This is a genomic window from Pseudomonas sp. SG-MS2, from assembly GCF_009933855.1.
GTDB classification, from domain to species: Bacteria; Pseudomonadota; Gammaproteobacteria; order Pseudomonadales; family Pseudomonadaceae; genus Aquipseudomonas; species Aquipseudomonas putida_E.
The window spans coordinates 1-24,249 of sequence record NZ_MOMO01000088.1; the positions used below are offsets into that span (position 1 = coordinate 1).

Consider the following 24,249-nt stretch of genomic DNA (forward strand, 5'->3'; position numbering starts at 1 on the left):
TTGGGAGCGCATTCTGATTGCTGCGGCCGACGGCAGCCTGGCCGCTGACGTGCGGCCGCTGGTGCGCTTCAACGTCAGTGTCATCGTCGAGCAAAATGGTCGGCGCGAACGGGGCGGGCAGGGCGGCGGCGGGCGTACCGACTACCGCTTCTTCACCGAGGAACGGGTCATGGGTTATGCCCGTGAGGCGCTGCGCCAGGCCTTGGTGAACCTGGAGGCCATTCCTGCGCCAGCTGGTACCTTGCCGGTGGTGCTGGGTTCTGGTTGGTCGGGTGTGCTGTTGCATGAAGCGGTCGGCCACGGCCTGGAAGGCGACTTCAACCGTAAGGGCAGTTCGGCGTTCAGTGGCCGGATCGGCGAGAAGGTGGCTTCGAGCCTGTGCACTATCGTAGACGACGGCACCCTCGAGGGCCGCCGAGGCTCGCTGAGTGTCGACGACGAAGGTACGCCGACCGAATGCACCACGCTGATCGAGAACGGCGTGCTCAAGGGCTACATGCAGGACAAACTCAATGCACGCCTGATGGGGATGGCCGTGACCGGTAACGGCCGCCGGGAATCCTATGCCCACCTGCCGATGCCACGCATGACCAACACCTACATGCGTGCCGGCGAAAGCGACCCGCAGGAAATCATCGCCTCGGTGAAGAAAGGCATCTACTGCGCCAACCTTGGCGGTGGCCAGGTGGACATCACCAGCGGCAAGTTCGTGTTCTCCACCAGCGAAGCCTATCTGATCGAAGACGGGAAAATCACCGCGCCGGTCAAGGGCGCGACGCTGATCGGCAACGGGCCCGAGGCCATGAGCCGAGTGTCGATGGTGGGTAACGATCTTGCGTTGGACAGCGGTGTGGGCACGTGCGGCAAGGATGGGCAATCGGTGCCGGTAGGGGTTGGCCAGCCGACCTTGAAGCTGGACGCGATCACCGTCGGTGGTACCGGCGCGTGATGCATGCCCCGGGGCTGCAGGGCAGCCCCAGGTGGCGGGGCTCAGCGCAGGCCGCGCTGAAGTTCGTCGAGGTCGCGGATGTACTTGAAGACCTTGCGCGCAGCGGCAGGCGGCTTGTTCCGCGCCTTTTCGTGCTGAGCGTGACGGATCAGCGAACGCAGTTGCTGACGGTCGGTGTCGGGGTATTCGTTGACGAAGCGTTCAAGGTCCTCGTCGTTACCGTCGATAAGGCGGTCCCGCCAGCGCTCCAGGTTGTGGAAGCGTTCGTTGTACTGGCGGCTGGAGCTGTCGATCTGCTCGAGCACCGCGTGGATGGCGTCCAGGTCCTGGTCGCGCATCAGTTTGCCGACGAACGACATATGCCGTTTGCGTGCGCCATGGGCGGTGTGCTTGCAGGCTTCGGCCAAGGCTTTGCGCAGCTCGTCGGTCAACGGCAGGCGCGCCAGGGTATCGGCCTTGACCGTGGTCAGGCGTTCGCCGAGTTCGACCAGCGCATGCAACTCGCGCTTGATCTGGGTTTTGCTTTTTTCGCCGTCGAAGGCGTCGTCGTATGAATCAACCATGGTGGCAGTCCGTTTAAGTTTTATGAAAAGTCGCCGCGCAGGCACTTTTCGTACAAGGCATAGAAATTGCCGCCATGATAACCACCCGGGGGCCGCTTGTCCGGCCCGGTCGTAGAATGACCCTCGCCGAACGCAGAATTTGAGTGGAGAAAACCATGAGTGCAGTCCAGAGCGTAGGCCCCAAGGACCTGCCAGCATTGCAGGAGCAGGTCGAAGCGATCATCGCCGAGGCGAGCCGGCAGGGTGCCAGCGCCTGCGAAGTGGCGGTATCGCTGGAGCAGGGCTTGTCCACCACGGTGCGCCAGCGTGAGGTCGAGACGGTAGAGTTCAACCGCGACCAAGGCTTTGGCATCACCCTCTATGTCGGCCAGCGCAAGGGCTCGGCCAGCACCTCGGCCAGTGGGCCGGAGGCTATTCGCGAAACCGTTGCCGCCGCCCTGGCCATTGCCAGGCACACCTCCGAAGACGAGTGCTCGGGGCTGGCTGATGCGGCACTGATGGCGCGCGAGATCCCTGACCTGGACCTTTACCATGACTGGGATCTGGAGCCCGAGAAAGCCATCGAGATGGCGCTGGCCTGCGAGGCTGCGGCGTTCGACGCTGACCCGCGCATTCTCAACGCCGATGGCACCACCCTCAATACCCACCAGGGCTGCCGTGTATATGGCAACAGCCATGGCTTCATCGGTGGCTACGCATCGACCCGGCACAGCCTGAGCTGCGTGATGATCGCTGAAGGTGAAGGCCAGATGCAGCGTGATTACTGGTATGACGTCAACCGCCAGGGCCACCTGTTGGCCGACCCGCGCAGCATTGGCCAGCGCGCGGCACAGCGAGCAGCCAGCCGACTCGGTGCGCGCCCGGTCAAGACATGCGAAGTGCCGGTGCTGTTCTCCGCCGAGCTGGCGGGTGGTCTGTTCGGCAGCTTCCTGTCGGCCATTTCTGGTGGCAACCTGTACCGCAAGTCGTCGTTCCTCGATGGTGCCATTGGCCAGCGTCTGTTCCCCAGCTGGCTGACGCTGGACGAGCGCCCGCATATTCCGCGTGCCCTTGGCAGCGCGGCATTCGACGGTGATGGCTTGGCGACTTATGCCAAGCCGTTTGTCGATAAAGGGGAGCTGGTGTCTTACCTGCTGGGCACCTATTCCGGTCGCAAGCTCGGCTTGCCAAGCACGGCCAACTCCGGTGGCGTGCATAATCTGTATGTCACCCATGGCATCGAAGATCAGGCGGCACTGATCCGGCGCATGGGGCGCGGTTTGCTGGTGACTGAGCTGATGGGCCATGGCCTGAACATGGTCACGGGCGACTACTCGCGGGGTGCCGCAGGTTTCTGGGTTGAGAATGGCGAGATCCAGCATGCGGTGCAGGAAGTGACGATTGCCGGCAACATGAAGGACATGTTCCAGCAGATTGTCGCGATTGGCAGCGATCTTGAAACCCGCAGCAATATTCACACCGGCTCGGTGTTGATCGAGCGGATGACCGTTGCAGGTAGCTGAGTTGCTTGAGCGTTAAGCAAAACCTAAAAGCCCGGCCACTGTGCCGGGTTTTTATTTGCTCAATCCGCGCTTGAAGTGATTACGTTTATCATTTAATAATGAATATCATTACCCAAAGCTTTGGTGATGATGTTCATGAAACCTGTCCTGCGCGAACTGCCCTACCTGGAAAACTGGCGCTGGCTCAGCCGGCGCATCCGCTGCGCGCTCGAACCCGACGAGCCGCGCCTGATCGAGCACTACCTTGCCGAAGGCCGCTACCTGGTGTGCTGCACGGATACCTCGCCATGGACGGTGGCTCTGACTTCCTTCCGCCTGCTGCTGGATACCGCTTGCGATCGCATGCTGCCATGGCATTGGCGTTGCCAGTGCCTGGACCAGGCCTGGCGCCCTCTGCTTGAACTGCGCAACCTGGACCGCCGCGAACAGAACCAGCGCTGGCAACCCTACGCTCTGCAACTGGCCAATTGCCGGTTGCTGCCGTCCATTTCCCCCGATGAACTGATGCAAGGATTTGATGATGAGTGATACCCGTATCGAGCGTGACAGCATGGGTGAACTGCAAGTGCCGGCCCAGGCCCTGTACGGCGCCCAGACCCAGCGCGCGGTCGACAATTTCCCGATCAGCGGTCAGCGTATGCCGGCCCAGTTCATTCGTGCCCTGCTGCTGGCCAAGGCTGCGGCAGCCAAGGCCAACATCGAGCTTGAGCAAATTTCCGCCGCCCAGGGCCAAGCCATCGTCAAGGCGGTCGAGCAGCTGCTTGCCGAGGACTTCATCCAGCACTTCCCGGTGGACGTGTACCAGACTGGCTCCGGCACCAGCTCGAACATGAATGCCAACGAGGTGATCGCCACCTTGGCCAGCCGCCTGCTCGGTGAGCCGGTCAATGCCAACGACCACGTCAACTGTGGCCAGAGCAGCAACGACATCATCCCGACCACCATCCACGTCAGTGCCGCACTGGCGCTGCATGAGCAGTTGCTGCCCGCTCTGGCTCACCTGGCTCAGGTGATCGAAGCCAAATCGGTGCAGGTGCATCAGTACGTGAAGACTGGCCGTACCCACCTGATGGATGCCATGCCGGTGCGCATGAGCCAGGTGCTGGATGGCTGGGCGGCACAGATCAACGGCGCCAAGGCGCATATCGAAGCGACCCTGCCGAGCCTGCAGGCCCTGGCCCAGGGTGGCACTGCCGTGGGCACCGGGATCAACGCCCACCCGCAGTTCGCCGCAGGCTTTGCCCGTCAGCTGAGCGGCCTCACCCAGGTCGAGTTCACCCAAGGACCGAACCTGTTCGCCCTGATCGGCTCCCAGGACACCGCCGTGGCGCTGTCCGGCCAGCTCAAGACCACAGCCGTGGCACTCATGAAAATCGCCAACGACCTGCGCTGGATGAACTCCGGCCCGCTCGCCGGCCTCGGTGAAATCGAACTGCAAGGCCTGCAGCCTGGCTCCTCGATCATGCCGGGCAAGGTCAACCCGGTGATCCCGGAAGCCACCGCCATGGTTGCCGCCCAGGTGATCGGCAACGACGCGACCATCGCCGTTGCCGGCCAGTCGGGCAACTTCGAGCTCAACGTGATGCTGCCGGTGATTGCCCGCAACCTGCTGGAGAGTATCGAGCTGATGGCCAATGCCAGCCGCCTGCTGGCCGACAAGGCCATCGCCAGCTTCAAGGTCAACGAGAACAAGCTCAAGGAAGCCCTGGCGCGCAACCCGATCCTGGTCACCGCGCTGAACCCGATCATCGGCTATCTCAAGGCCGCCGAGATCGCCAAGACCGCCTACAAGCAGGGCCGGCCGATCATCGACGTGGCGCTGGAGCATACCGACCTGTCGCGCGATCAGCTCGAGGCGCTGCTGGACCCGGAAAAACTCACCGCTGGGGGCATCTGACCCGCGTCATCGCCCAGGAGACGTGTCATGCAGCACTGGAAACGCACCACCGAGGCCGCCAATCGCCTGTTCGAACAGGGCGAGCTGGTCGATGCCCGGGAACTCTACCTGCAAGCCCTGGCTCTGGCCCAGGTGCTATTGGAGCGCTGGCATGACGTCGACGAAGCGGTGGCGGCGTTCGTCGTCGCCCATCACAACCTGGCCGACCTGCACCTGCGCCTGAACCAGCCGCAGGAGAGCGCCGACTACCTGTGCGCCGCTCACCAGCGCCTGCTCCAGGCCAGCCAGCAAGCGCGTTTGCCGCAGGCGCTGCGTGATGCCGCGCTGCGCCACAGCGGGCGCACTTACACCCAATTGCTGAGCTTCATTGCCGAGTACGGCCAGTATCCGCGCACCGAGCGTCTGCTCGATCGCCAGGCGCCCTTGGCCAGTGAACTGGCTGCCCAGCCGGACCTGCCGCCCACAACCCAAGCTTACGGAATCCATTGATATGCCTCATACCTTGCCTGCATTGCCCTATGCCTACGATGCGCTGGAACCGAACATCGATACCCAGACCATGGAAATCCACCACACCAAGCACCACCAGACCTACGTCAACGGCCTCAACGCCGCGGTCGAAGGTACCGAGTGGGCTGAATGGCCGGTTGAAAAGCTGGTTGCTGCGGTCAAGCAGTTGCCGGAGAACCTGCGAGGCGCGGTGACCAACCATGGGGGTGGTCACGCCAACCATTCGCTGTTCTGGAAGGTCATGTCGCCCACAGGCGGGGGCCAGCCACAGGGCCTGGTGGCCAAGGCCATCGAGGCTGAACTGGGTGGTTTCGAGGCGTTCAAGGAAGCTTTCACCAAAGCTGCGCTGACCCGCTTCGGCAGCGGCTGGGCCTGGCTCAGCGTGACCCCTGAGCAGAAACTCGTGGTGGAAAGCAGCGGCAACCAAGACAGCCCACTGATGCATGGCAACACACCGATCCTCGGCCTGGATGTGTGGGAGCACGCCTACTACTTGAAGTACCAGAACCGTCGCCCGGAATACATTGGGGCTTTCTACAACGTAATTGACTGGGCCGAAGTGGAACGTCGTTATCTCGAAGCCAGCCAGTGAGTCGGACCGGTATGCGCTCAGAGGTGATGTCGGTCAGTAGTGTGCGCCTGTTCCGGCTGGCGCTGGGTACTTTGCTGCTCTTGGTTGGCACAGCCCTGCTGGTGGCCCGGGGCATTGCCTGGCTGGACCTGGAACCGCGCATGCTGCGTGCCCTTGAGGGCGGCGCATTGTGCGCGCTTGGAACAGCGCTGGGCGCGGTACCGGTGCTGGTGATTCGCAACATGCCGGTGGCCCTGGCCGATACCTTATTGGGTTTCGGTGCCGGTGTGATGCTGGCGGCCACCGCGTTCTCGCTGATCATCCCTGGGCTGGATGCCGCTCAGTCCATCGGATTCGGCCCTTGGGGCGCGGGTGCGCTGATCAGTTTTGGCCTGCTGTTCGGTGCGATGTGTCTGTTCGTGGTCGATTTAAAGGTCTCTGGCGCCTCGCCAGAAGCTTTGGTGGGCAGCGAAAATCAGCCTGTGATCGCAGCGCGCATCTGGCTGTTCGTGATCGCCATCATCGCCCACAACATTCCCGAAGGCATGGCTATCGGCGTGTCGGCGGGCGGTGGCATGGCCGACGCTGACAGCCTGGCCATGGGTATCGCCTTGCAGGATGTACCCGAAGGGTTGGTCATTGCGCTGGTGCTGGCAGGGGCGGGGATGCCGCGGTTCAAGGCGTTTCTGATCGGTGCGGCGTCGGGGTTGGTGGAGCCACTGGCAGCGGTGATCTGTGCCTGGCTGGTGAATGTCGCCGAATTGCTGCTACCGCTGGGCCTGGCCTGCGCGGCAGGGGCGATGTTGTTGGTGGTGACCCAGGAAATCATCCCCGAATCGCGCAGCAATGGGCATCACCGTTTGGCCAGCCTCGGGCTGTGCGTGGGTTTTTGCCTGATGATGGTGATGGATACGGCGATGTCTTGAATTGGCATTGCCGGCGATGAGGCCAGCCTGGATTTGGGGTGGCTTATTCGCCTTCGTCGAAGTAGTTGTTGATCAACGCTACCAGCGCTTCCAGCGCATCGTTGTCCTGCTCACCCTCGGTGTGCAGGTGCACCTGGGTGCCTTTGCCTGCCGCCAACATCATCACGGCCATGATGCTCTTGCCGTCCACCAGCTTGTCGGGTGCGCGGCCCACCCGCACCTGGCAGGGGAAGCGCCCGGCTACGCCGACGAACTTGGCGGCCGCCCGGGCATGCAGGCCCAACTTGTTGATGATGGTGATTTCGCGGGCGGGCATCGTGGTGCGGATCCTGTGGGCTAGAGGTCGCGGTGGCGGACCTGGACGTTTTTCAAGGACTGTTGCAGCAGCTGGCCGAGGCGCTCGGTGATGTACACCGAGCGGTGGTGGCCACCTGTGCAGCCAATGGCGATGGTGACGTAGGCGCGGTTGCTGGCGGCAAAGCGGGGCAGCCATTTGAGCAGGTAGGTCGAGATATCGGTAAACATCTCTTCGACATCCGGCTGCGCGGCAAGGTAATCGATAACCGGCTGATCCAGGCCAGAATGCTCACGCAGTTCGGGCTTCCAGTACGGGTTGGGCAGGCAGCGTACATCGAAAACCAGGTCTGCATCGACCGGCATGCCACGCTTGAAGCCGAACGATTCGACCAGGAATGCGGTGCCGGGCTCAGGCTGATTGAGCAGGCGCAACTTGATCGAGTCGCGCAGTTGGTAAAGGTTGAGGCTGGTAGTGTCGATCTTCAGGTCGGCGAGGTCGGAGATTGGCCCCAACAGTTCGCTTTCCACGCGGATCGCTTCGGCCAGTGAGCGATCTGCATTTGTCAGCGGATGACGCCGGCGCGTTTCGGAGAAACGCTTGAGCAGCGTGTCCTCGTCGGCGTCGAGAAACAGCACATCGCACTGGATATGGCGGCCACGCGCTTCGGCGAGCAGTTCGGGGAAGCGTGACAGGTGGCTGGGCAGGTTGCGGGCATCAATGGACACTGCCACTTTCGGTTGCAGCAACTCTGTATGGATCAACGCGTTTTCCGCCAGCTGCGGCAGTAAACCGGCAGGCAGGTTATCGATACAGTAAAAGCCGTTGTCTTCCAGCACGTCGAGGGCGGTACTCTTGCCGGAGCCGGACCGGCCGCTGACGATGATCAGGCGCATGTTCAGTGCTCGTTCTGTGCGTCCAGGACTACCTGGTACAGGGCCTCGCTGCTGTTGGCGGCACGCAGGCGCTCGCGAACTTCCTTGCGATCCAGCATGCTGGCGATCTGGCGCAGCAGTTCCAGATGGGCGTCGGTGGCAGCCTCCGGCACCAGAAGGATGAACAGCAGGTCGACTGGCGCGCCATCGATGGCGTCATAGTCGATCGGAGCATCCAGGTGCAGCAGGGCACTGACGGGAGAGGTGCAGCCTTCGAGCCGGCAGTGAGGTATGGCGATGCCATTGCCGAAGCCTGTGGAACCGAGCTTTTCACGAGCGATCAGCTTTTCGAAGACGTCTTGCATCTCCAGCTCGGGTATTTGATCGGCAATCAGATTAGCGACCTTTTCCAAGGCGCGCTTCTTACTGCCACCCGGCACGTTCACCAGGGAACGGCCGGGGGTCAGGATGGTTTCAAGTCGGATCATGGATGAGGGGATCAGCGGGCGGCTGCACCTTGCAGCAGGCTTTGCTGTTTTTCCTTGTGTTTTTTCAGTTGGCGGTCGAGCTTGTCGGCCAAGGCATCGATCGCTGCATACATGTCTTCGTGTTCGGCGTTGGCAACCACTTCACCGCCTGGAATCTGCAGGATCGCTTCGACCTTCTGCTGCAGCTTCTCGACTTTCATGATGACCTGCACGTTGGTGATCTTGTCGAAGTGACTCTCCACCCGGGCGAGCTTTTCAAGCACGTAATCGCGCAGCGGCTCGGTGACTTCTACATGCTGTCCACTGATATTGACTTGCATACAGCTTCTCCTTTGTTGCCCGTGCATAAAGAGGCAGGTCTTGCACCTGCCCCACAAACGCTGTGGCAGATCCGAGGGGCTACATCAGTCGCTTGCGTTCGCTCGACGGTGCGATGCCGAGAGACTCGCGGTATTTGGCGACGGTGCGACGGGCTACCTGGATGCCTTGTGCCTCCAGTAAACCAGCGATCTTGCTGTCACTCAATGGCTTTTTCTGATTTTCCGCCGCAACCAGTTTCTTGATGATCGCGCGGATTGCCGTGGACGAGCATTCTCCGCCCTCGGAGGTGCTGACGTGGCTTGAGAAAAAGTATTTCAGTTCGTAGATGCCGCGTGGCGTGTGCATGAATTTCTGCGTGGTCACCCGCGAGATGGTCGACTCGTGCATGCCCACGGCTTCGGCGATGTCATGCAGTACCAGGGGTTTCATTGCCTCGTCGCCGTGGTCCAGGAAACCGCGCTGATGCTCGACGATCTGTGTGGCGACTTTCATCAGCGTTTCGTTGCGGCTTTGCAGGCTCTTGATGAACCAGCGTGCTTCCTGCAACTGGTTGCGCATGAAGGTGTTGTCGGCGCTGGTGTCGGCCCGGCGGACGAAGCCGGCATATTGCGGGTTGACCCGCAGACGCGGGATCGCTTCCTGGTTCAGTTCGACCAGCCAGCGATCGCTGTCCTTGCGCACGATGACATCGGGCACCACGTATTCCGGCTCACTGGACTCGATTTGCGATCCCGGGCGCGGGTTGAGGCTCTGAACCAGCTCGATGACCTGGCGCAGCTCGTCTTCCTTGAGCTTCATGCGGCGCATCAGCTGGCTGTAGTCGCGCCCGCCGAGCAGGTCGATGAACTCGGTGACCAGGCGCTTGGCCTCGGCCATCCATGGTGTGCTGGCCGGAAGTTGGCGCAGTTGCAGCAACAGGCACTCGCCCAGGTTGCGTGCGCCGACGCCTGCAGGCTCGAACTGCTGGATACGGTGCAGCACCGCTTCGACTTCGTCCAGTTCGATATCCAGCTCCGGATCGAAACCGGCGCAGATCTCTTCGATCGTGTCTTCCAGATAACCTTGGCCGTTGATGCTGTCGATAAGGGTGACTGCGATCAGGCGGTCGGTATCGGACATCGGTGCCAGGTTCAGTTGCCACAGCAGGTGGCTTTGCAGGCTTTCGCCGGCTGATGTGCGGGTGGTGAAGTCCCACTCGTCGTCATCGTTGCTCGGCAGGCTGCTGGCGCTGGTCTGGTAGATGTCTTCCCAGGCCGTGTCGACCGGAAGCTCATTGGGGATGCGCTCGTTCCACTCACCGTCTTCCAGGGTCTCGGCACTGGCGGTGCTTTCCTGAAAGCTGTTGTCCTGGACTTCGGCGGCCGGCTTGCTCTCGGCGTTATCCGCCATCGGGTCGCTGTTGTCGAAGTCTTCGCCGTCTTCCTGACGTTCGAGCATCGGATTGGACTCCAGCGCTTCCTGGATTTCCTGCTGAAGGTCCAGGGTAGAGAGCTGGAGTAGGCGGATGGCCTGTTGCAACTGCGGGGTCATCGTCAGTTGCTGGCCCATTTTTAGGACGAGCGATGGTTTCATGGCAGGGGCTAATACCTTGTTCGCCGGCGCGCATGCGCCATCCACTACACGAGGGCGCCGGAGCGCCAATTTCAAGCAAGTTTTATGCCTTAAATTGTAGCGTTTGCCTAGAGCACTGTAACAACTTAAGCCCATTCAAGGCTGTAAAACCAGTGCTCCAGGCGCGCCCCTGAATCAGAGTCGGAACTCGTGACCCAGGTAAACTTCCTTGACAAGTTCGTTGGCCAGGATGGTCTGCGCATCGCCCTCGGCGATCAGTTGCCCGTCATTGACGATATAGGCGGTTTCGCAGATATCCAGGGTCTCGCGCACGTTGTGGTCGGTGATCAGTACGCCGATGCCCTTGGCCTTGAGGTGGTGGATGATCTGCTTGATGTCACCGACCGAAATGGGGTCGACGCCAGCGAAGGGTTCGTCCAGCAGGATGAACTTGGGGGCGGTTGCCAGGGCGCGTGCGATCTCGACACGGCGACGCTCGCCGCCGGAAAGGCTCATGCCGAGGTTGTCGCGGATGTGGCTGATGTGGAACTCCTGCAGCAGGCTTTCCAGCTCCTTGCGGCGGCCCTCACGGTCGAGCTCCTTGCGGGTCTCGAGGATGGCCATGATGTTGTCGGCCACCGACAGCTTGCGGAAGATCGAAGCTTCCTGCGGCAGGTAGCCGATGCCGGCGCGTGCGCGCCCGTGCATGGGCTGATGGCTGACATCGAGGTTGTCGATGAGCACGCGCCCCTGGTCGGCCTGGACCAGGCCGACGATCATGTAGAAGCAGGTCGTCTTGCCTGCGCCGTTGGGGCCTAGCAGGCCGACGATCTGACCGCTGTCGATCGACAGGCTGACGTCACGCACGACTTGACGCCCTTTGTAGCTCTTGGCCAGGTGCTGGGCTTTGAGGGTTGCCATTTACTCGGCCTTCTTCTTCGGCTGGATCACCATGTCGATGCGCTGACGTGGCTGGGTCACGTTGCCGCCGCGACCGGCGGTCGCAACCTGGGACTTGGTGTTGTAGACGATCTTCTCGCCTTCGGTGGTGTTGCCTTCGTTTTCGACCTTGGCGCGGTCGGTGAGAATCACGGTGTCCTTTTGCGCCTGATACTGGATGGTCACGGCCCAGCCTTTCATCTTGTCAGGCTTGGCGGCGCTCTGCTGCTGCTCGAAATAGGCCAGGTTGCCCACCGAAGTGACCACGTCGATGTCACCGTTGGCGGCGCGGGTCATGGTCACGGTATTGCCTTTGATCATCATCGAGCCCTGAGTGATGATCACGTCACCGGTGTAGGTGGCTACGCCTTGCTTGTCGTCCAGGTGCGCGTTGTCGGCCTGGATGCGGATAGGCTGGTCACGGTCGGTCGGCAGGGCGAAGGCGCTCGCGCTTCCCAGTGCTGCGCTCAGGCTGAGCAAAAGGGGGAGGGTTTTAACGAGCCTCATACTGTCCTCTTACGTTAGAGAGCAGGTCCATCCTGCCTTCTTTCAAATACGCTTTCATTCCTTTGCCCGTAGTTGTGCCACCGGCGCCGTCGATTCTAACGGCTTGCTCGGTCTGCGCATATTGCTTCTGCGGGAACACGGTCATGCGTGAGCTGGTAATGATGGTCTCACGCTGCTTCTCATCGGTGCGGGCCACGCGCACCTTGTCGATCAGTTCGACCTCGGTGCCGTCCGGGTTGACCTCGGCGCGCACGCTCTGTATGTGCCAGGGGTATTCGGTGCCGCGGTACATATGCAGGTCGGGCGTGGTCACCAGTGTGACCTCGGTGGCCTTGAGGTGTTCGACCTTGTCGGCGGTCATTTCATACTGCAGCTTGCCATCGGGCAAGAACTGTACGCTGTGGGCGTTGATCGCATAATAGTCGATCGCGCTTTCGTCGACCTGCGCTACCGGCTTGTCGAGGAAACTCTCGGGGCTGACATTCCAGTAGCCTATTGCCGCCAGCAGGGCGGCGATCACCGCGAGCAGCGCAATATTGCGGGCTTTCTTGCTGAACATGGGCAACCTACAGGTAGTTGGCGTTGGCAGCGTCCAGGGTGCCCTGGGCCTGCATGATTAGCTCACAGAATTCGCGAGCGGCACCCTCGCCGCCGCGTGCCTGGGTCACGCCGTCGGCATGCTGGCGAACGAAGGGCGCTGCATTGGCCACGGCGATACCCAGGCCGACCTTGCGAATGACCGGCAGGTCGGGCAGGTCGTCGCCCAGATAGGCGACCTGCTCATAGCTTAGGCCCAGTTCGGCGAGCAGGCCGTCGAGCACCACCAGTTTGTCCTCGCGGCCCTGAAACAGATGCGGGATGCCGAGGTTTTTTGCGCGACGCTCGACCACCGGGGTTTTGCGCCCGCTGATGATTGCCGTGGTCACGCCCGAAGCCATCAGCATCTTGATGCCTTGGCCGTCGAGGGTGTTGAACGTCTTGAATTCGCTGCCATCTTCGAGGAAGTACAGGCGGCCATCGGTGAGCACACCGTCCACATCGAACACGGCAAGCTTGATGGCCTTGCCGCGCTGCATCAGGTTCTGGGTCATTTGCGTCGTTCTCATTTACATCACGCCTGCGCGCAGCAGGTCGTGCATGTTCAGGGCACCGACCGGGCGGTCGTCCTTGTCCACCACCACCAGGGCGCTGATCTTGTGGTCTTCCATGATCTTCAGTGCTTCGGCGGCGAGCATCTCGGCGCGGGCTGTCTTGCCGTGCACGGTCATGACCTGGTCGATCAGGGTAGTGTGCACGTCGATGTTGCGGTCCAGGCTGCGGCGCAGGTCACCGTCGGTGAAGATCCCGGCCAGCGTGCCGTTCGCTTCGGCGACCACGGTCATGCCCAGGCCTTTGCGGGACATTTCAAGGAGGGCGTCCTTGAGCAGTGTGCCACGTTGTACCTGGGGCAGTTCGGTGCCAGCGTGCATGACGTTCTCGACCTTGAGCAGCAGGCGGCGGCCCAGTGCGCCACCGGGGTGCGAGAAGGCGAAGTCTTCTGCGGTAAAGCCGCGCGCTTCGAGCAGGGCAATGGCCAGGGCGTCGCCCAGCACCAGTGCTGCCGTGGTCGATGAGGTGGGCGCCAGGTTCAGTGGGCAAGCCTCATGGGCGACACGGGCATCGAGGTTGACCTCGGCGGCCTGGGCCAGCGGGGAGTCGGGGTTGCCGGTCATGCTGATGAGCTCGATGCCAAGGCGCTTGATCAGCGGCAGCAAGGTGACGATTTCGGCGGTGCTGCCGGAATTGGACAGGGCCAGGATGATATCGCCACGGGTGATCATGCCCATGTCGCCATGGCTGGCTTCAGCCGGATGCACGAAAAACGCCGGCGTGCCGGTGCTGGCCAGGGTTGCGGCGATCTTGTTGCCGATATGCCCAGACTTGCCCATGCCGACCACCACGACGCGGCCCTTGCTCGCCAGGATCAGCTCGCAGGCCTTGACGAAGTTGGCATCGATGCTGGCCGTCAAACCTTGTACGGCCTCGATTTCCAGGCGCAGGGTGCGCTGGGCGGACTGGATCAGCTCACTGGATTGGCTCATGTCGAAAAGCAATGCCTGATGAAAAGGCGGCGATTATAGCCGCAATGGAAGAAAGCCTCACCCTTTCGATTGTGCAATGAAAAGACATCGAAGCCTGTCGCTGGCCTGAACGACTCGCTCCATGGCCTTGGGGCCACCCTGTCAGCGGTGCTATAGTTCGCCGCTATTCGGCCCGCCAGGGGCGCGTGTGTCTTCAAGATGAGGGCCGGCGTCCATTAGGACATGGCTGTACTAGCAAGGAGTCTAGATGAGTGTGGATAGCGCCTACGCGGTCGAGTTGAAGGGCGTCACCTTCAAGCGCGGTTCGCGCAGCATTTTCAGCAATGTCGACATACGCATTCCGCGTGGCAAGGTCACCGGCATCATGGGGCCGTCGGGTTGCGGCAAGACCACGCTGTTGCGCCTGATGGGCGCGCAGTTGCGTCCGTCCATTGGTGAAGTATGGGTTGCCGGGCAGAACCTGCCGAGCCTGTCGCGCAGCGACCTGTTCGATGCGCGCAAGCAGATGGGAGTACTGTTCCAGAGCGGTGCCCTGTTCACCGACCTCGATGTGTTCGAGAACGTTGCCTTCCCGCTGCGCGTGCACACCCAGCTGTCGGACGAGATGATCCGCGACATCGTGTTGATGAAGCTGCAGGCCGTGGGCTTGCGTGGTGCCATCGACCTGATGCCCGACGAACTGTCCGGAGGCATGAAACGGCGCGTGGCGCTGGCCCGGGCGATTGCGCTGGATCCGCAGATCCTCATGTATGACGAGCCGTTCGTCGGCCAGGATCCGATCGCCATGGGTGTACTGGTACGCCTGATCCGGCTGCTCAATGACGCGCTGGGTATCACCAGCATCGTGGTATCCCACGATCTGGCCGAAACCGCCAGCATCGCCGACTACATCTACGTAGTGGGTGACGGCCAGGTGCTGGGCCAGGGCACGCCCGATGAGCTGATGGGCTCGGACAATCCGCGTATTCGCCAGTTCATGAAGGGCGATCCGGACGGCCCGGTGCCATTCCACTTCCCTGCGCCTGACTACCGCGCCGATCTGTTGGGGGCGCGTTGATGCGCAGAAAATCCTTGCTTGAACGTATCCGCCTGTTTGGTCGCTCGGCGATCGACGTGCTGGCCGTGCTCGGGCGTTCCTGCCTGTTCCTGTTCCATGCACTGGTCGGCCGTGGCGGCATCGGCGGCGGTTTTCAGCTGCTGACCAAGCAGCTGTATTCGGTGGGCGTGCTGTCGCTGGCGATCGTCGCGGTGTCCGGTGTGTTCATCGGCATGGTGCTGGCACTGCAGGGTTACAGCATCCTGACCAAGTACGGCTCCGAGCAGGCGGTGGGGCAGATGGTCGCCCTGACCCTGCTGCGCGAGCTGGGCCCAGTGGTTACCGCACTGCTGTTCGCGGGCCGGGCAGGTTCGGCGCTGACCGCCGAAATCGGCAACATGAAGTCCACCGAGCAACTGTCGAGCCTCGAGATGATCGGTGTCGACCCGCTCAAGTACATCGTTGCGCCACGCCTGTGGGCCGGTTTCATTTCGTTGCCGCTGCTGGCGCTGATCTTCAGCGTGGTCGGCATCTGGGGTGGCTCGTGGGTCGCTGTGGACTGGCTGGGCGTCTACGAAGGCTCGTTCTGGGCCAACATGCAGAACAGTGTTTCCTTTACCGACGACGTGCTCAACGGGCTGGTCAAGAGCCTTGTGTTCGCCTTCGTCACGACCTGGATCGCCGTATTCCAAGGGTATGACTGCGAGCCCACCTCAGAAGGGATCAGCCGTGCCACCACCAAGACCGTGGTTTATGCCTCGTTGGCTGTACTGGGTCTGGACTTTATTCTGACCGCCTTGATGTTTGGAGATTTCTGATGCAAAACCGCACCCTGGAAATCGGTGTCGGCCTGTTCCTTCTGGCCGGGATCCTGGCGTTGCTGCTGCTGGCCCTGCGTGTCAGCGGGCTATCGGCCAGCCCGAGCAGCGATACCTATAAAGTTTATGCCTACTTCGACAATATCGCCGGTTTGACGGTCAGAGCTAAAGTGACCATGGCCGGTGTGACGATCGGCAAGGTCACCGCCATCGATCTGGACCGTGATTCCTACACCGGCCGGGTGACCCTGCAGCTGGACGGCAAAGTCGACAACCTGCCGACGGACTCCACTGCTTCGATCCTGACCGCCGGTCTGCTTGGCGAGAAGTACATCGGCATCAGTGTCGGCGGTGAGGAAGAGGTGCTCAAGGAAGGCGCAACCATCCATGACACCCAGTCGGCGCTGGTACTGGAAGATCTGATTGGCAAGTTCCTGCTCAATACCGTGGGCAAGGAACCGAAAGAAGCACAACCGGCTAATTAAGGAGTTTCCATGATTTCGATCCTGCGACGTGGCCTGCTGGTCCTGCTGGCGGCCTTTCCCCTGCTGACATTCGCAGCGCCCGGGCAGTCTCCGCACGATGTGGTGCAGGGCACGACCAATGAATTGCTGGGTGACCTCAAGTCCAACAAGGAGCAGTACAAGTCCAACCCGCAGGCCTTCTACGAGGCGCTCAACCGCATCCTTGGTCCGGTGGTCGATGCCGACGGTATTTCGAAAAGCATCATGACCGTGAAGTACTCGCGCAAGGCCACGCCTGAGCAGATGCAGCGCTTCCAGGAAAACTTCAAGCGCAGCCTGATGCAGTTCTATGGCAACGCCCTGCTGGAATACAACAACCAAGGCATTACCGTCGACCCGGCCAAAGCCGATGACGGCAAGCGCGCCAGCGTCGGCATGAAGGTGACTGGCAATAACGGTGCCGTCTACCCGGTGCAGTACACCATGGAAAACCTGGGTGGCGAGTGGAAGGTACGCAACGTCATCGTCAACGGTATCAACATCGGCAAGCTGTTCCGCGACCAGTTCGCCGACGCCATGCAGCGTAACGGCAACAATCTGGACAAGACCATCGACGGCTGGGCCGGCGAAGTGGCCAAGGCCAAGCAGACTGCCGACACTTCGTCTGACAAGGCTGTGCAATGAGCGAGGGCGGCGTGAACATGGCCGAGCCGGGCGTGTTGCGCCTGGTCGGTGTGCTGGACTACCGCAGCGGCCCGGCCTTGCGCAAGCAAGGCAAGGCGCTGGTCGAAGCTTCCCGCGAGCCACGCCTGATAATCGATTGCACGGCGGTGGAGAAGTCTTCCAGTGTCGGGCTGTCGCTGCTGCTGGCGTTCATCCGCGATGGCCAGGCCGGCGGCAAGGCCTGCGAGGTCCGCGGGATGCCCGACGACATGCGGGAAATTGCCGAGGTCTATGACCTCGATGAAGTGCTGGCGGGCTGATGGCTTGCCACTGATGGAGGCCCCTCGGTCAGCGCACGCCCTCGGTGGGCTTCGCAGGCGAGGGGCTTTTTTGTATGATGGCCGACCCGTGCGCATCGGGCGCCGATTGAGGTTGAGCATGCAGGCTGTAGAAGTTAAGAGCTTCCTTGAAGAAAAATTGCCGGGATCCCGGGTCGAAGTTGAAGGCGAAGGCTGCAACTTCCAGTTGAACGTGATCAGCGACGAGTTGGCTGGCCTGAGCCCGGTCAAGCGTCAGCAGGCGATCTATGCTCACCTTAATCCCTGGATCGCCAACGGTAGCATCCATGCGGTAACCATGAAATTTTTCAGCAGCGCAGCCTGGGCTGAGCGCACCTGAGCCAACTTGGCGGCGAGACTCCAATGGACAAACTGATTATTACTGGCGGCGCTCGCCTTGACGGCGAGATCCGCATTTCGGGCGCGAAGAACGCGGCCCTGCCGATTCTGGCAGCGACCCTGCTGGCTGACGGCCCGGTCACCGTGGGCAACCTGCCACACCTGCACGACATCACCACCATGATCGAGCTGTTCGGCCGCATGGGCATCGAGCCTGTGATCGACGAAAAGCTGGCGGTGGAAATCGACCCACGCACCATCAAGACCCTGGTCGCACCTTACGAGCTGGTCAAGACCATGCGCGCCTCGATCCTGGTGCTTGGCCCGATGGTTGCCCGTTTCGGCGAGGCTGAAGTGGCCCTGCCAGGCGGCTGCGCCATCGGTTCGCGCCCGGTCGACCTGCACATCCGCGGCCTGGAAGCCATGGGTGCAAAGATCGAAGTCGAAGGCGGCTATATCAAGGCCAAGGCACCTGAAGGCGGCCTGCGCGGTGCGCACTTCTTCTTCGATACCGTCAGCGTGACCGGTACCGAAAACATCATGATGGCTGCTGCCCTGGCCAAGGGCCGCAGCGTGCTGCAAAACGCCGCACGCGAGCCGGAAGTGGTCGACCTGGCCAACTTCATCAATGCCATGGGCGGCAACGTGCAAGGCGCGGGTACCGACACCATCACCATCGATGGCGTCGAGCGTTTGCACTCGGCCAGCTACCGCGTCATGCCCGACCGTATCGAGACCGGTACATACCTGGTTGCCGCTGCCGTGACCGGTGGCCGCGTCAAGGTCAAGGACACCGACCCGACCATCCTTGAAGCCGTGCTGGAAAAACTCAAGGAAGCGGGTGCCGACCTGACCACCGGCGAGGACTGGATCGAGCTGAACATGCATGGCAAGCGGCCAAAAGCCGTCAACCTGCGTACCGCCCCGTACCCGGCGTTCCCGACCGACATGCAGGCACAGTTCATCTCGCTCAACGCCATTGCCGAAGGCACCGGCGCGGTCATCGAGACGATCTTCGAGAACCGCTTCATGCACGTGTACGAAATGCACCGCATGGGCGCGCATATCCAGGTCGAGGGCAACACCGCCATCGTCACGGGCGTGCCGGCACTCAAGGGTGCACCGGTCATGGCCACTGACCTGCGTGCTTCCGCCAGCCTGGTGCTGTCGGCGCTGGTCGCCGAAGGCGATACCTTGATCGACCGCATCTACCACATCGACCGTGGTTACGAGTGCATCGAAGAGAAACTGCAGATGCTGGGTGCGAAGATCCGTCGCGTACCGGGCTAGTGCCTCGTCGGCGCAAGGATGCGCCCATTGAATTGAACACGGCCGGGTCGATGACCGGGTCGGTTGTAGCCGCTTAAGGACCGACGTTCCAATGTTGACCATCGCGCTTTCCAAAGGCCGCATCCTCGACGATACCCTGCCATTGCTGGCCGAGGCCGGTATCGTGCCGACCGAGAATCCGGACAAGAGCCGCAAGCTGATCATTCCAACCACCCAGGAAGACGTGCGTCTGCTGATCGTGCGCGCCACCGACGTGCCGACCTATGTCGAGCATGGTGCCGCCGACCTCGGTGTGGCGGGCAAGGACGTGCTGATGGAGTACGGTGGCCAGGGCTTGTATGAGCCGCTGGACCTGCAGATCGCCCGCTGCAAGCTGATGACCGCAGGCGTGGTCGGTGCTCCCGAGCCCAAGGGCCGCCTGCGGGTTGCCACCAAGTTCGTCAACGTAGCCAAGCGCTACTATGCCGAGCAAGGCCGCCAGGTCGACATCATCAAACTGTACGGTTCGATGGAGCTGGCGCCGCTGATCAACCTCGCCGACAAGATCATCGACGTGGTCGACACCGGCAATACCCTGCGCGCCAATGGCCTGGAGCCTCAGGACCTGATCGCCACGATCAGCTCGCGCCTGGTGGTCAACAAGGCATCCATGAAGATGCAGCATGCCCGCATCCAGAGCCTGATCGACACCCTGCGTCACGCTGTCGAAACGCGACACCGCGGCTGACTCGAACGCGCGACCTCTGCTGTCGCGCCCGTCTATCCGCGTCATAGCCACTTTTCTCGGGTGCCCGCGCGGATGGACTGGTAGCCTAGGGCGCCTGAGCATTCGCTAATAATCGAGGCCCTCGCCATGACCGTGTCCACTGCAATTGCCCGTCTCAACGCCGCTGATCCGGATTTCGCCCGACATCTGGATCATCTGCTGAGCTGGGAAAGTGTGTCCGATGACGCGGTCAACCAGCGCGTGCTCGACATCATCAAGGCCGTGCGCGAGCGCGGCGATGCGGCGCTGGTGGAATTCACCCAGCGTTTCGATGGTGTAAGCGCTACGTCCATCAACGACCTGATCCTTGGGCGTGAACGTCTGGAACTGGCCCTGACCCGCATCACCGACGCCCAGCGTACCGCCCTGGAGAAGGCCGCCGAGCGCGTGCGTATCTACCACGAGCGGCAAAAGCAGGACTCCTGGCAGTACACCGAGGCCGACGGTACCGTATTGGGGCAGAAGGTTACCCCGCTCGATCGCGCCGGCTTGTATGTACCTGGCGGAAAAGCGTCCTATCCGTCGTCGGTACTGATGAACGCCATCCCGGCCAAAGTCGCGGGCGTGGCTGAAGTGGTCATGGTGGTGCCTACGCCGCGCGGTGAAGTCAACGAGCTGGTCCTGGCTGCAGCCTGCATCGCAGGTGTCGACCGCGTGTTCACCGTCGGTGGTGCCCAAGCGGTCGCGGCCCTGGCATATGGCACCGAGAGCGTGCCACAGGTAGACAAGATCGTCGGCCCAGGCAACATCTACGTGGCCACCGCCAAGCGCCACGTGTTTGGCCAGGTCGGTATCGACATGATTGCCGGCCCTTCGGAAATCCTCGTGGTGTGCGACGGCCAGACGGACCCCGACTGGATCGCCATGGACCTGTTCTCGCAGGCCGAGCACGACGAAGATGCCCAGGCCATTCTGGTCAGCCCGGATGCCGAATTCCTCGACCGTGTGGCTGCCAGCATCGACAAGCTGATGCCAACCATGGAGCGCGCCGAGATCATCGAGAAATCGATCAATGGCCGTGGCGCGTTGATCCAGGTGCGCGACATGCAGCAAGCCATCGAGGTGGCCAATCGCATTGCCCCCGAACACCTGGAGCTGTCGGTCGCCGATCCGCAGGCCTGGCTGGGGCAGATCCGTCACGCGGGCGCGATCTTCATGGGCCGTCACACCAGCGAAGCGCTCGGCGACTACTGCGCCGGCCCCAACCATGTGCTGCCGACTTCCGGTACCGCGCGTTTCTCGTCGCCACTGGGTGTTTATGACTTCCAGAAGCGTTCGTCGATCATCTTCTGCTCCGAGCAGGGTGCATCCGAGCTGGGCCACACTGCCTCGGTCCTGGCCCGTGGCGAGTCGCTGACCGCCCACGCCCGCAGCGCCGAATACCGTATCCTGACCCAAGACAAGGGGAACTGAGCATGAGTCGATTCTGGAGCCCCTTCGTCAAGGACCTGGTGCCTTATGTCCCCGGGGAGCAGCCCAAGCTGGCCCGGTTGGTCAAGCTCAATACCAACGAAAACCCCTATGGCCCGTCGCCCAAGGCGCTGGAGGCCATGCGCGGCGAGCTGAACGACAACCTGCGGCTGTACCCGGACCCCAATGGTGACCGGCTCAAGCAGGCGGTAGCCGAGTATTACGGTGTAACCACTGGGCAGGTGTTCGTAGGCAACGGCTCGGACGAGGTGCTGGCGCACATTTTCCACGGCCTGTTCCAGCACGGCGGCCCGCTGTTGTTCCCGGACATCAGCTACAGCTTCTACCCGGTCTACTGCGGCCTGTATGGCATACCGTTCGAGCCTGTGGCGCTGGATGAACAGTTCCAGATCCGTGTCGAGGACTACCAGAAGCCTAACGCCGGGATCATCTTCCCCAACCCGAATGCGCCGACCGGTTGCTTGTTGCCGCTGCAGGCAATCGAGCAGTTGTTGCAGGCCAACCGCGACTCGGTGGTGGTGGTCGATGAAGCCTATATCGACTTTGGTGGCCAGACGGCTATCAGCCTGGTGAACCGCTACGACAACCTGCTGGTAACCCAGACCCTGTCGAAGTCGCGCTCGCTGGCGGGCCTGCGGGTTGGCCTGGCGGTAGGGCACCCGGACCTCATCGAGGCGCTGGAGCGGATCAAGAACAGCTTCAACTCGTATCCACTGGACCGCATGGCGATCGTCGGTGCCGCTGCGGCATTCGAAGACCAGGCGTACTTCGAAGACACCTGCCGCAAGGTGATCGACAGCCGTGAGGCACTGGTGGAGCAGTTGACTGCCAAGGGTTTCGAGGTGCTGCCATCGGCGGCCAACTTCATCTTCGCCCGCCACCCGCAGGAGGATGCGGCGCAGCTGGCGGCACGTCTGCGTGAGCAAGGTGTGATTGTGCGCCACTTCAAGCAACAGCGGATTGCCCAGTTCCTGCGTATCACCATCGGTACGCCAGAAATGAACCAGGCGCTGATTGATGCGCTGAGCTGATATCCAGTGGGGCCGCATAGCGGCCCCACTGGTTTGGCCGGCGCGGTGATTTGATCTGCCCCCCACGCTGGCTTAACATACGCAAATTCGTCGGATGATTGGTTGATTAGGCATGGGCAGTGAATTGACCAAGCGATCCTTGGTAGAGCTCGCGGTGGAGCGCATGCGTGAGCGCATCCTCCAAGGTGACTGGCGGGTAGGGCAGCGCCTGCCCACCGAGCCGGAGCTGGCTTTGGAGTTGGGCATCAGCCGCAATACCGTGCGTGAGGCCATGCGTGTGCTGGCCTTCAGCGGCCTGGTGGAAATCCGCCAGGGCGACGGCAGTTACCTGCGTACTTGCCAGGACCCACTGCAGGCGGTGCAGGCAATGTCCCGCTGCACGCTGGAGCAGGCGAGGGAAACGCGGCACATCCTCGAAACCGAGGCGATAGGCCTGGCAGCACTGCGGCGTACCGATGACGACTTGCGTGCCCTGCGCATCGCGCTAAAAGGCAGCGCCGAACATTTTCATGGTGATGTGGATGCTTATATCAGTTGCGACCTGGCGTTCCACCAACGCCTGATCGACGCTGCGCACAACCCGGCGCTGAGCGAGTTGTACCGCTATTTCTCGGGTGTCGTGGCTGCCGCGTTGCAGCACAACATGGCCACTGTCCCGCGCTGCCAGGCCACTTTCGATCTGCATGGCCAGATCCTCGACGCCATCGAACAACGCGATCCGGAGCGGGCCAAGTGCCTGAGCCGGACCCTCATCGAATCCTGACCACGAGAAGGCCATGGCTGAACCAATGACCCGTGACACACCTGCCCGCGAGCGCGAGCTGGATGAACTGCTGATCGATGCCGAAGCCGATGATGCGCACGTGCAGGGCCAGCCTGTGGTGCTGCAGCGGCCCTGGTTGCTGCTGTTGGGCCTGGTACTGGTCGCCCTGAACCTGCGCCCGGCGCTGTCGAGCATGGCCCCGGTACTTGGCCTGGTCAGTGAAAGCCTTGGCCTTAGTGCCTCTCAGGCGGGGCTGCTGACCACCTTGCCAGTGCTCTGCCTTGGGCTGTTCGCGCCGCTTGCACCGCTGCTTGCGCGGCGCTGGGGCAGCGAGCGGGTAATCGTCGGCATCTTGCTGACGCTGGCGCTGGGCATCGTTCTGCGCAGTGCTTGGGGGGCGACCGGGGTATTTCTTGGCAGCATCATGGCCGGTGCCAGCATTGGCATCATCGGTGTGCTGTTGCCTGGCATCGTCAAACGTGATTTTCCCAAGCATGCCGGCACCTTGACGGGGGTCTACACCATGGCCCTTTGCCTGGGCGCAGCCATGGCGGCAGGCGCCACCGTACCGCTGACCGAGCATTTGCACGGCAGTTGGGCCTTGGGCCTGGGTTTCTGGATGATCCCTGCATTACTGGCCATGCTGGTCTGGTTGCCCCAGGCGCGCCAGGGGCATGGCCTGCACAAGGTGGCTTACCGAGTGAGAGGGCTGTGGCGCGATCCACTGGCCTGGCAAGTGACTTTGTACATGGGGTTGCAGTCGTCGCTGGCGTATATCGTTTTCGGCTGGTTGCCGTCCATCCTCATCGGCCGTGGTCTGAGCCCGACCGAGGCGGGCCTGGTGCTCTCCGGTTCGGTGATCGTGCAACTGGTCAGCTCGCTGAGTGCACCCTGGCTGGCCACGCGGGGCAAAGACCAGCGGCTGGCAATCGTGCTGGTCATGCTCATTACCCTGGCCGGCCTGTTTGGCTGCCTGTATGCGCCGCTGTCTGGCCTGTGGGGCTGGGCGGTGCTGCTGGGCCTGGGGCAGGGCGGTACTTTTGCCTTGGCGCTGACGTTGATCGTGCTGCGTTCGAAAGACGCCCACGTGGCGGCCAACCTGTCGAGCATGGCCCAGGGCGTGGGTTACACCCTTGCCTCCATGGGCCCCTTTGCGGTGGGCTTGGTACATGACATGACGGGCGGCTGGGCCGCAGTGGGCTGGATCTTTGCCGTACTGGGTGTGGGGGCCATCGTGTTCGGCCTCGGGGCAGGGCGGGCGCTGCATGTCAAAGTCAGTAGCGAAAGGCTCTGAAGCCTGCATAGAGCCAGCCGGCATTCATGTTGTAAATGGGC

30 protein-coding genes are annotated in these 24,249 nt (G+C 62.0%); 19 read left to right on the forward strand and 11 right to left on the reverse strand.

The window, feature by feature from the left end; all coding sequences use genetic code 11:
- Positions 1-949: metalloprotease TldD (tldD, locus tag BLX42_RS06995; protein ID WP_161871448.1), on the forward strand; the 949-nt coding region annotated here is incomplete at its 5' end.
- 41 nt (positions 950-990) lie between these two features.
- Here the strand turns inward: tldD and yjgA are convergent.
- Positions 991-1,512: a ribosome biogenesis factor YjgA gene (gene yjgA / locus BLX42_RS07000; RefSeq protein ID WP_012316086.1), complete on the reverse strand. Its 522-nt coding sequence runs from the start codon at positions 1,510-1,512 to the stop codon at positions 991-993.
- A gap of 155 nt (positions 1,513-1,667) precedes the next feature.
- Between yjgA and pmbA the strand changes: the two genes are divergently transcribed.
- The 6 genes from pmbA (at position 1,668) to BLX42_RS07030 (ending at position 6,918) form a co-directional block, all read left to right on the forward strand.
- Positions 1,668-3,014, forward strand: coding sequence for a metalloprotease PmbA (gene pmbA / locus BLX42_RS07005; RefSeq protein ID WP_046784450.1), 1,347 nt, complete (start codon positions 1,668-1,670; stop codon positions 3,012-3,014).
- A gap of 126 nt (positions 3,015-3,140) precedes the next feature.
- Positions 3,141-3,542, forward strand: a complete 402-nt coding sequence (locus BLX42_RS07010) for a FagA protein (RefSeq protein ID WP_080952054.1) — start codon at positions 3,141-3,143, stop codon at positions 3,540-3,542.
- On the forward strand, positions 3,535-4,911 hold the full coding sequence (locus BLX42_RS07015; RefSeq protein ID WP_115273944.1) for a lyase family protein: 1,377 nt from the start codon (positions 3,535-3,537) through the stop codon (positions 4,909-4,911). The genes BLX42_RS07010 and BLX42_RS07015 overlap by 8 nt, the downstream gene beginning before the upstream one ends.
- A gap of 27 nt (positions 4,912-4,938) precedes the next feature.
- A complete protein-coding gene (locus tag BLX42_RS07020) occupies positions 4,939-5,400 on the forward strand; it encodes a hypothetical protein (RefSeq protein ID WP_046784448.1) in 462 nt (153 codons plus the stop codon).
- A 1-nt stretch (position 5,401) separates the two neighbouring features.
- A complete protein-coding gene (locus tag BLX42_RS07025; protein ID WP_046784447.1) occupies positions 5,402-6,013 on the forward strand; it encodes a superoxide dismutase in 612 nt (203 codons plus the stop codon).
- A gap of 11 nt (positions 6,014-6,024) precedes the next feature.
- On the forward strand, positions 6,025-6,918 hold the full coding sequence (locus tag BLX42_RS07030) for a ZIP family metal transporter (RefSeq protein WP_161871449.1): 894 nt from the start codon (positions 6,025-6,027) through the stop codon (positions 6,916-6,918).
- Positions 6,919-6,961: 43 nt separating this feature from the next.
- Here BLX42_RS07030 and BLX42_RS07035 read toward each other — a convergent pair whose 3' ends face one another.
- The 10 genes from BLX42_RS07035 to BLX42_RS07080 form a co-directional block, all read right to left on the reverse strand.
- Complete coding sequence (locus tag BLX42_RS07035) at positions 6,962-7,234, reverse strand: HPr family phosphocarrier protein (RefSeq protein WP_046784446.1); 273 nt, start codon at positions 7,232-7,234, stop codon at positions 6,962-6,964.
- A 20-nt stretch (positions 7,235-7,254) separates the two neighbouring features.
- Entirely contained in the window at positions 7,255-8,109 is an 855-nt protein-coding gene (gene rapZ, locus BLX42_RS07040; RefSeq protein ID WP_012316078.1) for an RNase adapter RapZ, read from the reverse strand.
- A gap of 2 nt (positions 8,110-8,111) precedes the next feature.
- Complete coding sequence (gene ptsN, locus BLX42_RS07045; RefSeq protein WP_039602459.1) at positions 8,112-8,576, reverse strand: PTS IIA-like nitrogen regulatory protein PtsN; 465 nt, start codon at positions 8,574-8,576, stop codon at positions 8,112-8,114.
- An 11-nt stretch (positions 8,577-8,587) separates the two neighbouring features.
- On the reverse strand, positions 8,588-8,896 hold the full coding sequence (gene hpf / locus BLX42_RS07050; RefSeq protein ID WP_012316076.1) for a ribosome hibernation-promoting factor, HPF/YfiA family: 309 nt from the start codon (positions 8,894-8,896) through the stop codon (positions 8,588-8,590).
- A gap of 79 nt (positions 8,897-8,975) precedes the next feature.
- Positions 8,976-10,469 (reverse strand): RNA polymerase factor sigma-54, encoded by a 1,494-nt coding sequence (locus BLX42_RS07055; protein WP_039602457.1) that lies wholly within the window; start codon positions 10,467-10,469, stop codon positions 8,976-8,978.
- A 174-nt stretch (positions 10,470-10,643) separates the two neighbouring features.
- Positions 10,644-11,369, reverse strand: coding sequence for an LPS export ABC transporter ATP-binding protein (gene lptB, locus BLX42_RS07060; RefSeq protein WP_046784445.1), 726 nt, complete (start codon positions 11,367-11,369; stop codon positions 10,644-10,646).
- Positions 11,370-11,894 carry a lipopolysaccharide transport periplasmic protein LptA gene (lptA, locus tag BLX42_RS07065; protein WP_012316073.1) on the reverse strand — a complete coding sequence of 175 codons (525 nt, stop codon included), beginning with the start codon at positions 11,892-11,894 and terminating at the stop codon, positions 11,370-11,372.
- Positions 11,881-12,453 (reverse strand): LPS export ABC transporter periplasmic protein LptC, encoded by a 573-nt coding sequence (gene lptC, locus BLX42_RS07070; protein ID WP_039604820.1) that lies wholly within the window; start codon positions 12,451-12,453, stop codon positions 11,881-11,883. The genes lptA and lptC overlap by 14 nt, the downstream gene beginning before the upstream one ends.
- A 7-nt stretch (positions 12,454-12,460) precedes the next feature.
- Positions 12,461-12,985 (reverse strand): HAD family hydrolase, encoded by a 525-nt coding sequence (locus BLX42_RS07075; RefSeq protein WP_039604821.1) that lies wholly within the window; start codon positions 12,983-12,985, stop codon positions 12,461-12,463.
- 15 nt (positions 12,986-13,000) lie between these two features.
- Complete coding sequence (locus tag BLX42_RS07080) at positions 13,001-13,975, reverse strand: SIS domain-containing protein (protein WP_046784444.1); 975 nt, start codon at positions 13,973-13,975, stop codon at positions 13,001-13,003.
- 247 nt (positions 13,976-14,222) lie between these two features.
- Between BLX42_RS07080 and BLX42_RS07085 the strand changes: the two genes are divergently transcribed.
- The 12 genes from BLX42_RS07085 to BLX42_RS07140 all read left to right on the forward strand — a co-directional run bounded on the left by BLX42_RS07085 (position 14,223) and on the right by BLX42_RS07140 (position 24,208).
- On the forward strand, positions 14,223-15,032 hold the full coding sequence (locus tag BLX42_RS07085) for an ATP-binding cassette domain-containing protein (protein ID WP_039601753.1): 810 nt from the start codon (positions 14,223-14,225) through the stop codon (positions 15,030-15,032).
- A complete protein-coding gene (gene mlaE / locus BLX42_RS07090; protein WP_012316068.1) occupies positions 15,032-15,829 on the forward strand; it encodes a lipid asymmetry maintenance ABC transporter permease subunit MlaE in 798 nt (265 codons plus the stop codon). Before BLX42_RS07085 ends, mlaE begins: the two co-directional genes overlap by 1 nt.
- Positions 15,829-16,314 (forward strand): outer membrane lipid asymmetry maintenance protein MlaD, encoded by a 486-nt coding sequence (mlaD, locus tag BLX42_RS07095; protein WP_012316067.1) that lies wholly within the window; start codon positions 15,829-15,831, stop codon positions 16,312-16,314. Before mlaE ends, mlaD begins: the two co-directional genes overlap by 1 nt.
- A gap of 9 nt (positions 16,315-16,323) precedes the next feature.
- A complete protein-coding gene (locus BLX42_RS07100) occupies positions 16,324-16,977 on the forward strand; it encodes a phospholipid-binding protein MlaC (protein WP_046784443.1) in 654 nt (217 codons plus the stop codon).
- Complete coding sequence (locus BLX42_RS07105; RefSeq protein WP_039601751.1) at positions 16,974-17,276, forward strand: lipid asymmetry maintenance protein MlaB; 303 nt, start codon at positions 16,974-16,976, stop codon at positions 17,274-17,276. The genes BLX42_RS07100 and BLX42_RS07105 overlap by 4 nt, the downstream gene beginning before the upstream one ends.
- Positions 17,277-17,394: 118 nt before the next feature.
- Positions 17,395-17,634: a BolA family protein gene (locus BLX42_RS07110; protein ID WP_003255121.1), complete on the forward strand. Its 240-nt coding sequence runs from the start codon at positions 17,395-17,397 to the stop codon at positions 17,632-17,634.
- Positions 17,635-17,657: 23 nt separating this feature from the next.
- Positions 17,658-18,923, forward strand: coding sequence for a UDP-N-acetylglucosamine 1-carboxyvinyltransferase (murA, locus tag BLX42_RS07115; RefSeq protein WP_012316064.1), 1,266 nt, complete (start codon positions 17,658-17,660; stop codon positions 18,921-18,923).
- 91 nt (positions 18,924-19,014) lie between these two features.
- Positions 19,015-19,650 carry an ATP phosphoribosyltransferase gene (gene hisG / locus BLX42_RS07120; RefSeq protein WP_115273946.1) on the forward strand — a complete coding sequence of 212 codons (636 nt, stop codon included), beginning with the start codon at positions 19,015-19,017 and terminating at the stop codon, positions 19,648-19,650.
- A 126-nt stretch (positions 19,651-19,776) separates the two neighbouring features.
- Complete coding sequence (hisD, locus tag BLX42_RS07125) at positions 19,777-21,102, forward strand: histidinol dehydrogenase (RefSeq protein WP_046784441.1); 1,326 nt, start codon at positions 19,777-19,779, stop codon at positions 21,100-21,102.
- Positions 21,103-21,104: 2 nt separating this feature from the next.
- Complete coding sequence (hisC, locus tag BLX42_RS07130; protein ID WP_039601749.1) at positions 21,105-22,151, forward strand: histidinol-phosphate transaminase; 1,047 nt, start codon at positions 21,105-21,107, stop codon at positions 22,149-22,151.
- A 112-nt stretch (positions 22,152-22,263) separates the two neighbouring features.
- On the forward strand, positions 22,264-22,914 hold the full coding sequence (locus BLX42_RS07135) for a FadR/GntR family transcriptional regulator (protein ID WP_161871450.1): 651 nt from the start codon (positions 22,264-22,266) through the stop codon (positions 22,912-22,914).
- Between the two features lie 13 nt (positions 22,915-22,927).
- Positions 22,928-24,208 carry an MFS transporter gene (locus BLX42_RS07140; RefSeq protein ID WP_161871451.1) on the forward strand — a complete coding sequence of 427 codons (1,281 nt, stop codon included), beginning with the start codon at positions 22,928-22,930 and terminating at the stop codon, positions 24,206-24,208.
- Positions 24,209-24,249 lie beyond the last annotated feature (41 nt).

Coding starts and splice junctions, on each gene's coding strand:
- mlaE (WP_012316068.1), top strand. CDS start 15,032: ATGCGCAGAAAATCCTTGCTTGAACGTATCCGCCTGTTTGGTCGCTCG.
- hisG (WP_115273946.1), top strand. CDS start 19,015: ATGTTGACCATCGCGCTTTCCAAAGGCCGCATCCTCGACGATACCCTG.
- BLX42_RS07085 (WP_039601753.1), top strand. CDS start 14,223: ATGAGTGTGGATAGCGCCTACGCGGTCGAGTTGAAGGGCGTCACCTTC.
- ptsN (WP_039602459.1), bottom strand. CDS start 8,576: ATGATCCGACTTGAAACCATCCTGACCCCCGGCCGTTCCCTGGTGAAC.
- murA (WP_012316064.1), top strand. CDS start 17,658: ATGGACAAACTGATTATTACTGGCGGCGCTCGCCTTGACGGCGAGATC.
- BLX42_RS07015 (WP_115273944.1), top strand. CDS start 3,535: ATGAGTGATACCCGTATCGAGCGTGACAGCATGGGTGAACTGCAAGTG.
- yjgA (WP_012316086.1), bottom strand. CDS start 1,512: ATGGTTGATTCATACGACGACGCCTTCGACGGCGAAAAAAGCAAAACC.
- mlaD (WP_012316067.1), top strand. CDS start 15,829: ATGCAAAACCGCACCCTGGAAATCGGTGTCGGCCTGTTCCTTCTGGCC.
- lptB (WP_046784445.1), bottom strand. CDS start 11,369: ATGGCAACCCTCAAAGCCCAGCACCTGGCCAAGAGCTACAAAGGGCGT.
- hisD (WP_046784441.1), top strand. CDS start 19,777: ATGACCGTGTCCACTGCAATTGCCCGTCTCAACGCCGCTGATCCGGAT.
- lptC (WP_039604820.1), bottom strand. CDS start 12,453: ATGTTCAGCAAGAAAGCCCGCAATATTGCGCTGCTCGCGGTGATCGCC.
- BLX42_RS07105 (WP_039601751.1), top strand. CDS start 16,974: ATGAGCGAGGGCGGCGTGAACATGGCCGAGCCGGGCGTGTTGCGCCTG.
- hisC (WP_039601749.1), top strand. CDS start 21,105: ATGAGTCGATTCTGGAGCCCCTTCGTCAAGGACCTGGTGCCTTATGTC.
- BLX42_RS07035 (WP_046784446.1), bottom strand. CDS start 7,234: ATGCCCGCCCGCGAAATCACCATCATCAACAAGTTGGGCCTGCATGCC.
- hpf (WP_012316076.1), bottom strand. CDS start 8,896: ATGCAAGTCAATATCAGTGGACAGCATGTAGAAGTCACCGAGCCGCTG.
- BLX42_RS07110 (WP_003255121.1), top strand. CDS start 17,395: ATGCAGGCTGTAGAAGTTAAGAGCTTCCTTGAAGAAAAATTGCCGGGA.
- BLX42_RS07025 (WP_046784447.1), top strand. CDS start 5,402: ATGCCTCATACCTTGCCTGCATTGCCCTATGCCTACGATGCGCTGGAA.
- BLX42_RS07010 (WP_080952054.1), top strand. CDS start 3,141: ATGATGTTCATGAAACCTGTCCTGCGCGAACTGCCCTACCTGGAAAAC.
- BLX42_RS07075 (WP_039604821.1), bottom strand. CDS start 12,985: ATGACCCAGAACCTGATGCAGCGCGGCAAGGCCATCAAGCTTGCCGTG.
- BLX42_RS07140 (WP_161871451.1), top strand. CDS start 22,928: ATGGCTGAACCAATGACCCGTGACACACCTGCCCGCGAGCGCGAGCTG.
- BLX42_RS07020 (WP_046784448.1), top strand. CDS start 4,939: ATGCAGCACTGGAAACGCACCACCGAGGCCGCCAATCGCCTGTTCGAA.
- BLX42_RS07055 (WP_039602457.1), bottom strand. CDS start 10,469: ATGAAACCATCGCTCGTCCTAAAAATGGGCCAGCAACTGACGATGACC.
- BLX42_RS07080 (WP_046784444.1), bottom strand. CDS start 13,975: ATGAGCCAATCCAGTGAGCTGATCCAGTCCGCCCAGCGCACCCTGCGC.
- BLX42_RS07030 (WP_161871449.1), top strand. CDS start 6,025: ATGCGCTCAGAGGTGATGTCGGTCAGTAGTGTGCGCCTGTTCCGGCTG.
- BLX42_RS07100 (WP_046784443.1), top strand. CDS start 16,324: ATGATTTCGATCCTGCGACGTGGCCTGCTGGTCCTGCTGGCGGCCTTT.
- lptA (WP_012316073.1), bottom strand. CDS start 11,894: ATGAGGCTCGTTAAAACCCTCCCCCTTTTGCTCAGCCTGAGCGCAGCA.
- pmbA (WP_046784450.1), top strand. CDS start 1,668: ATGAGTGCAGTCCAGAGCGTAGGCCCCAAGGACCTGCCAGCATTGCAG.
- rapZ (WP_012316078.1), bottom strand. CDS start 8,109: ATGCGCCTGATCATCGTCAGCGGCCGGTCCGGCTCCGGCAAGAGTACC.
- BLX42_RS07135 (WP_161871450.1), top strand. CDS start 22,264: ATGGGCAGTGAATTGACCAAGCGATCCTTGGTAGAGCTCGCGGTGGAG.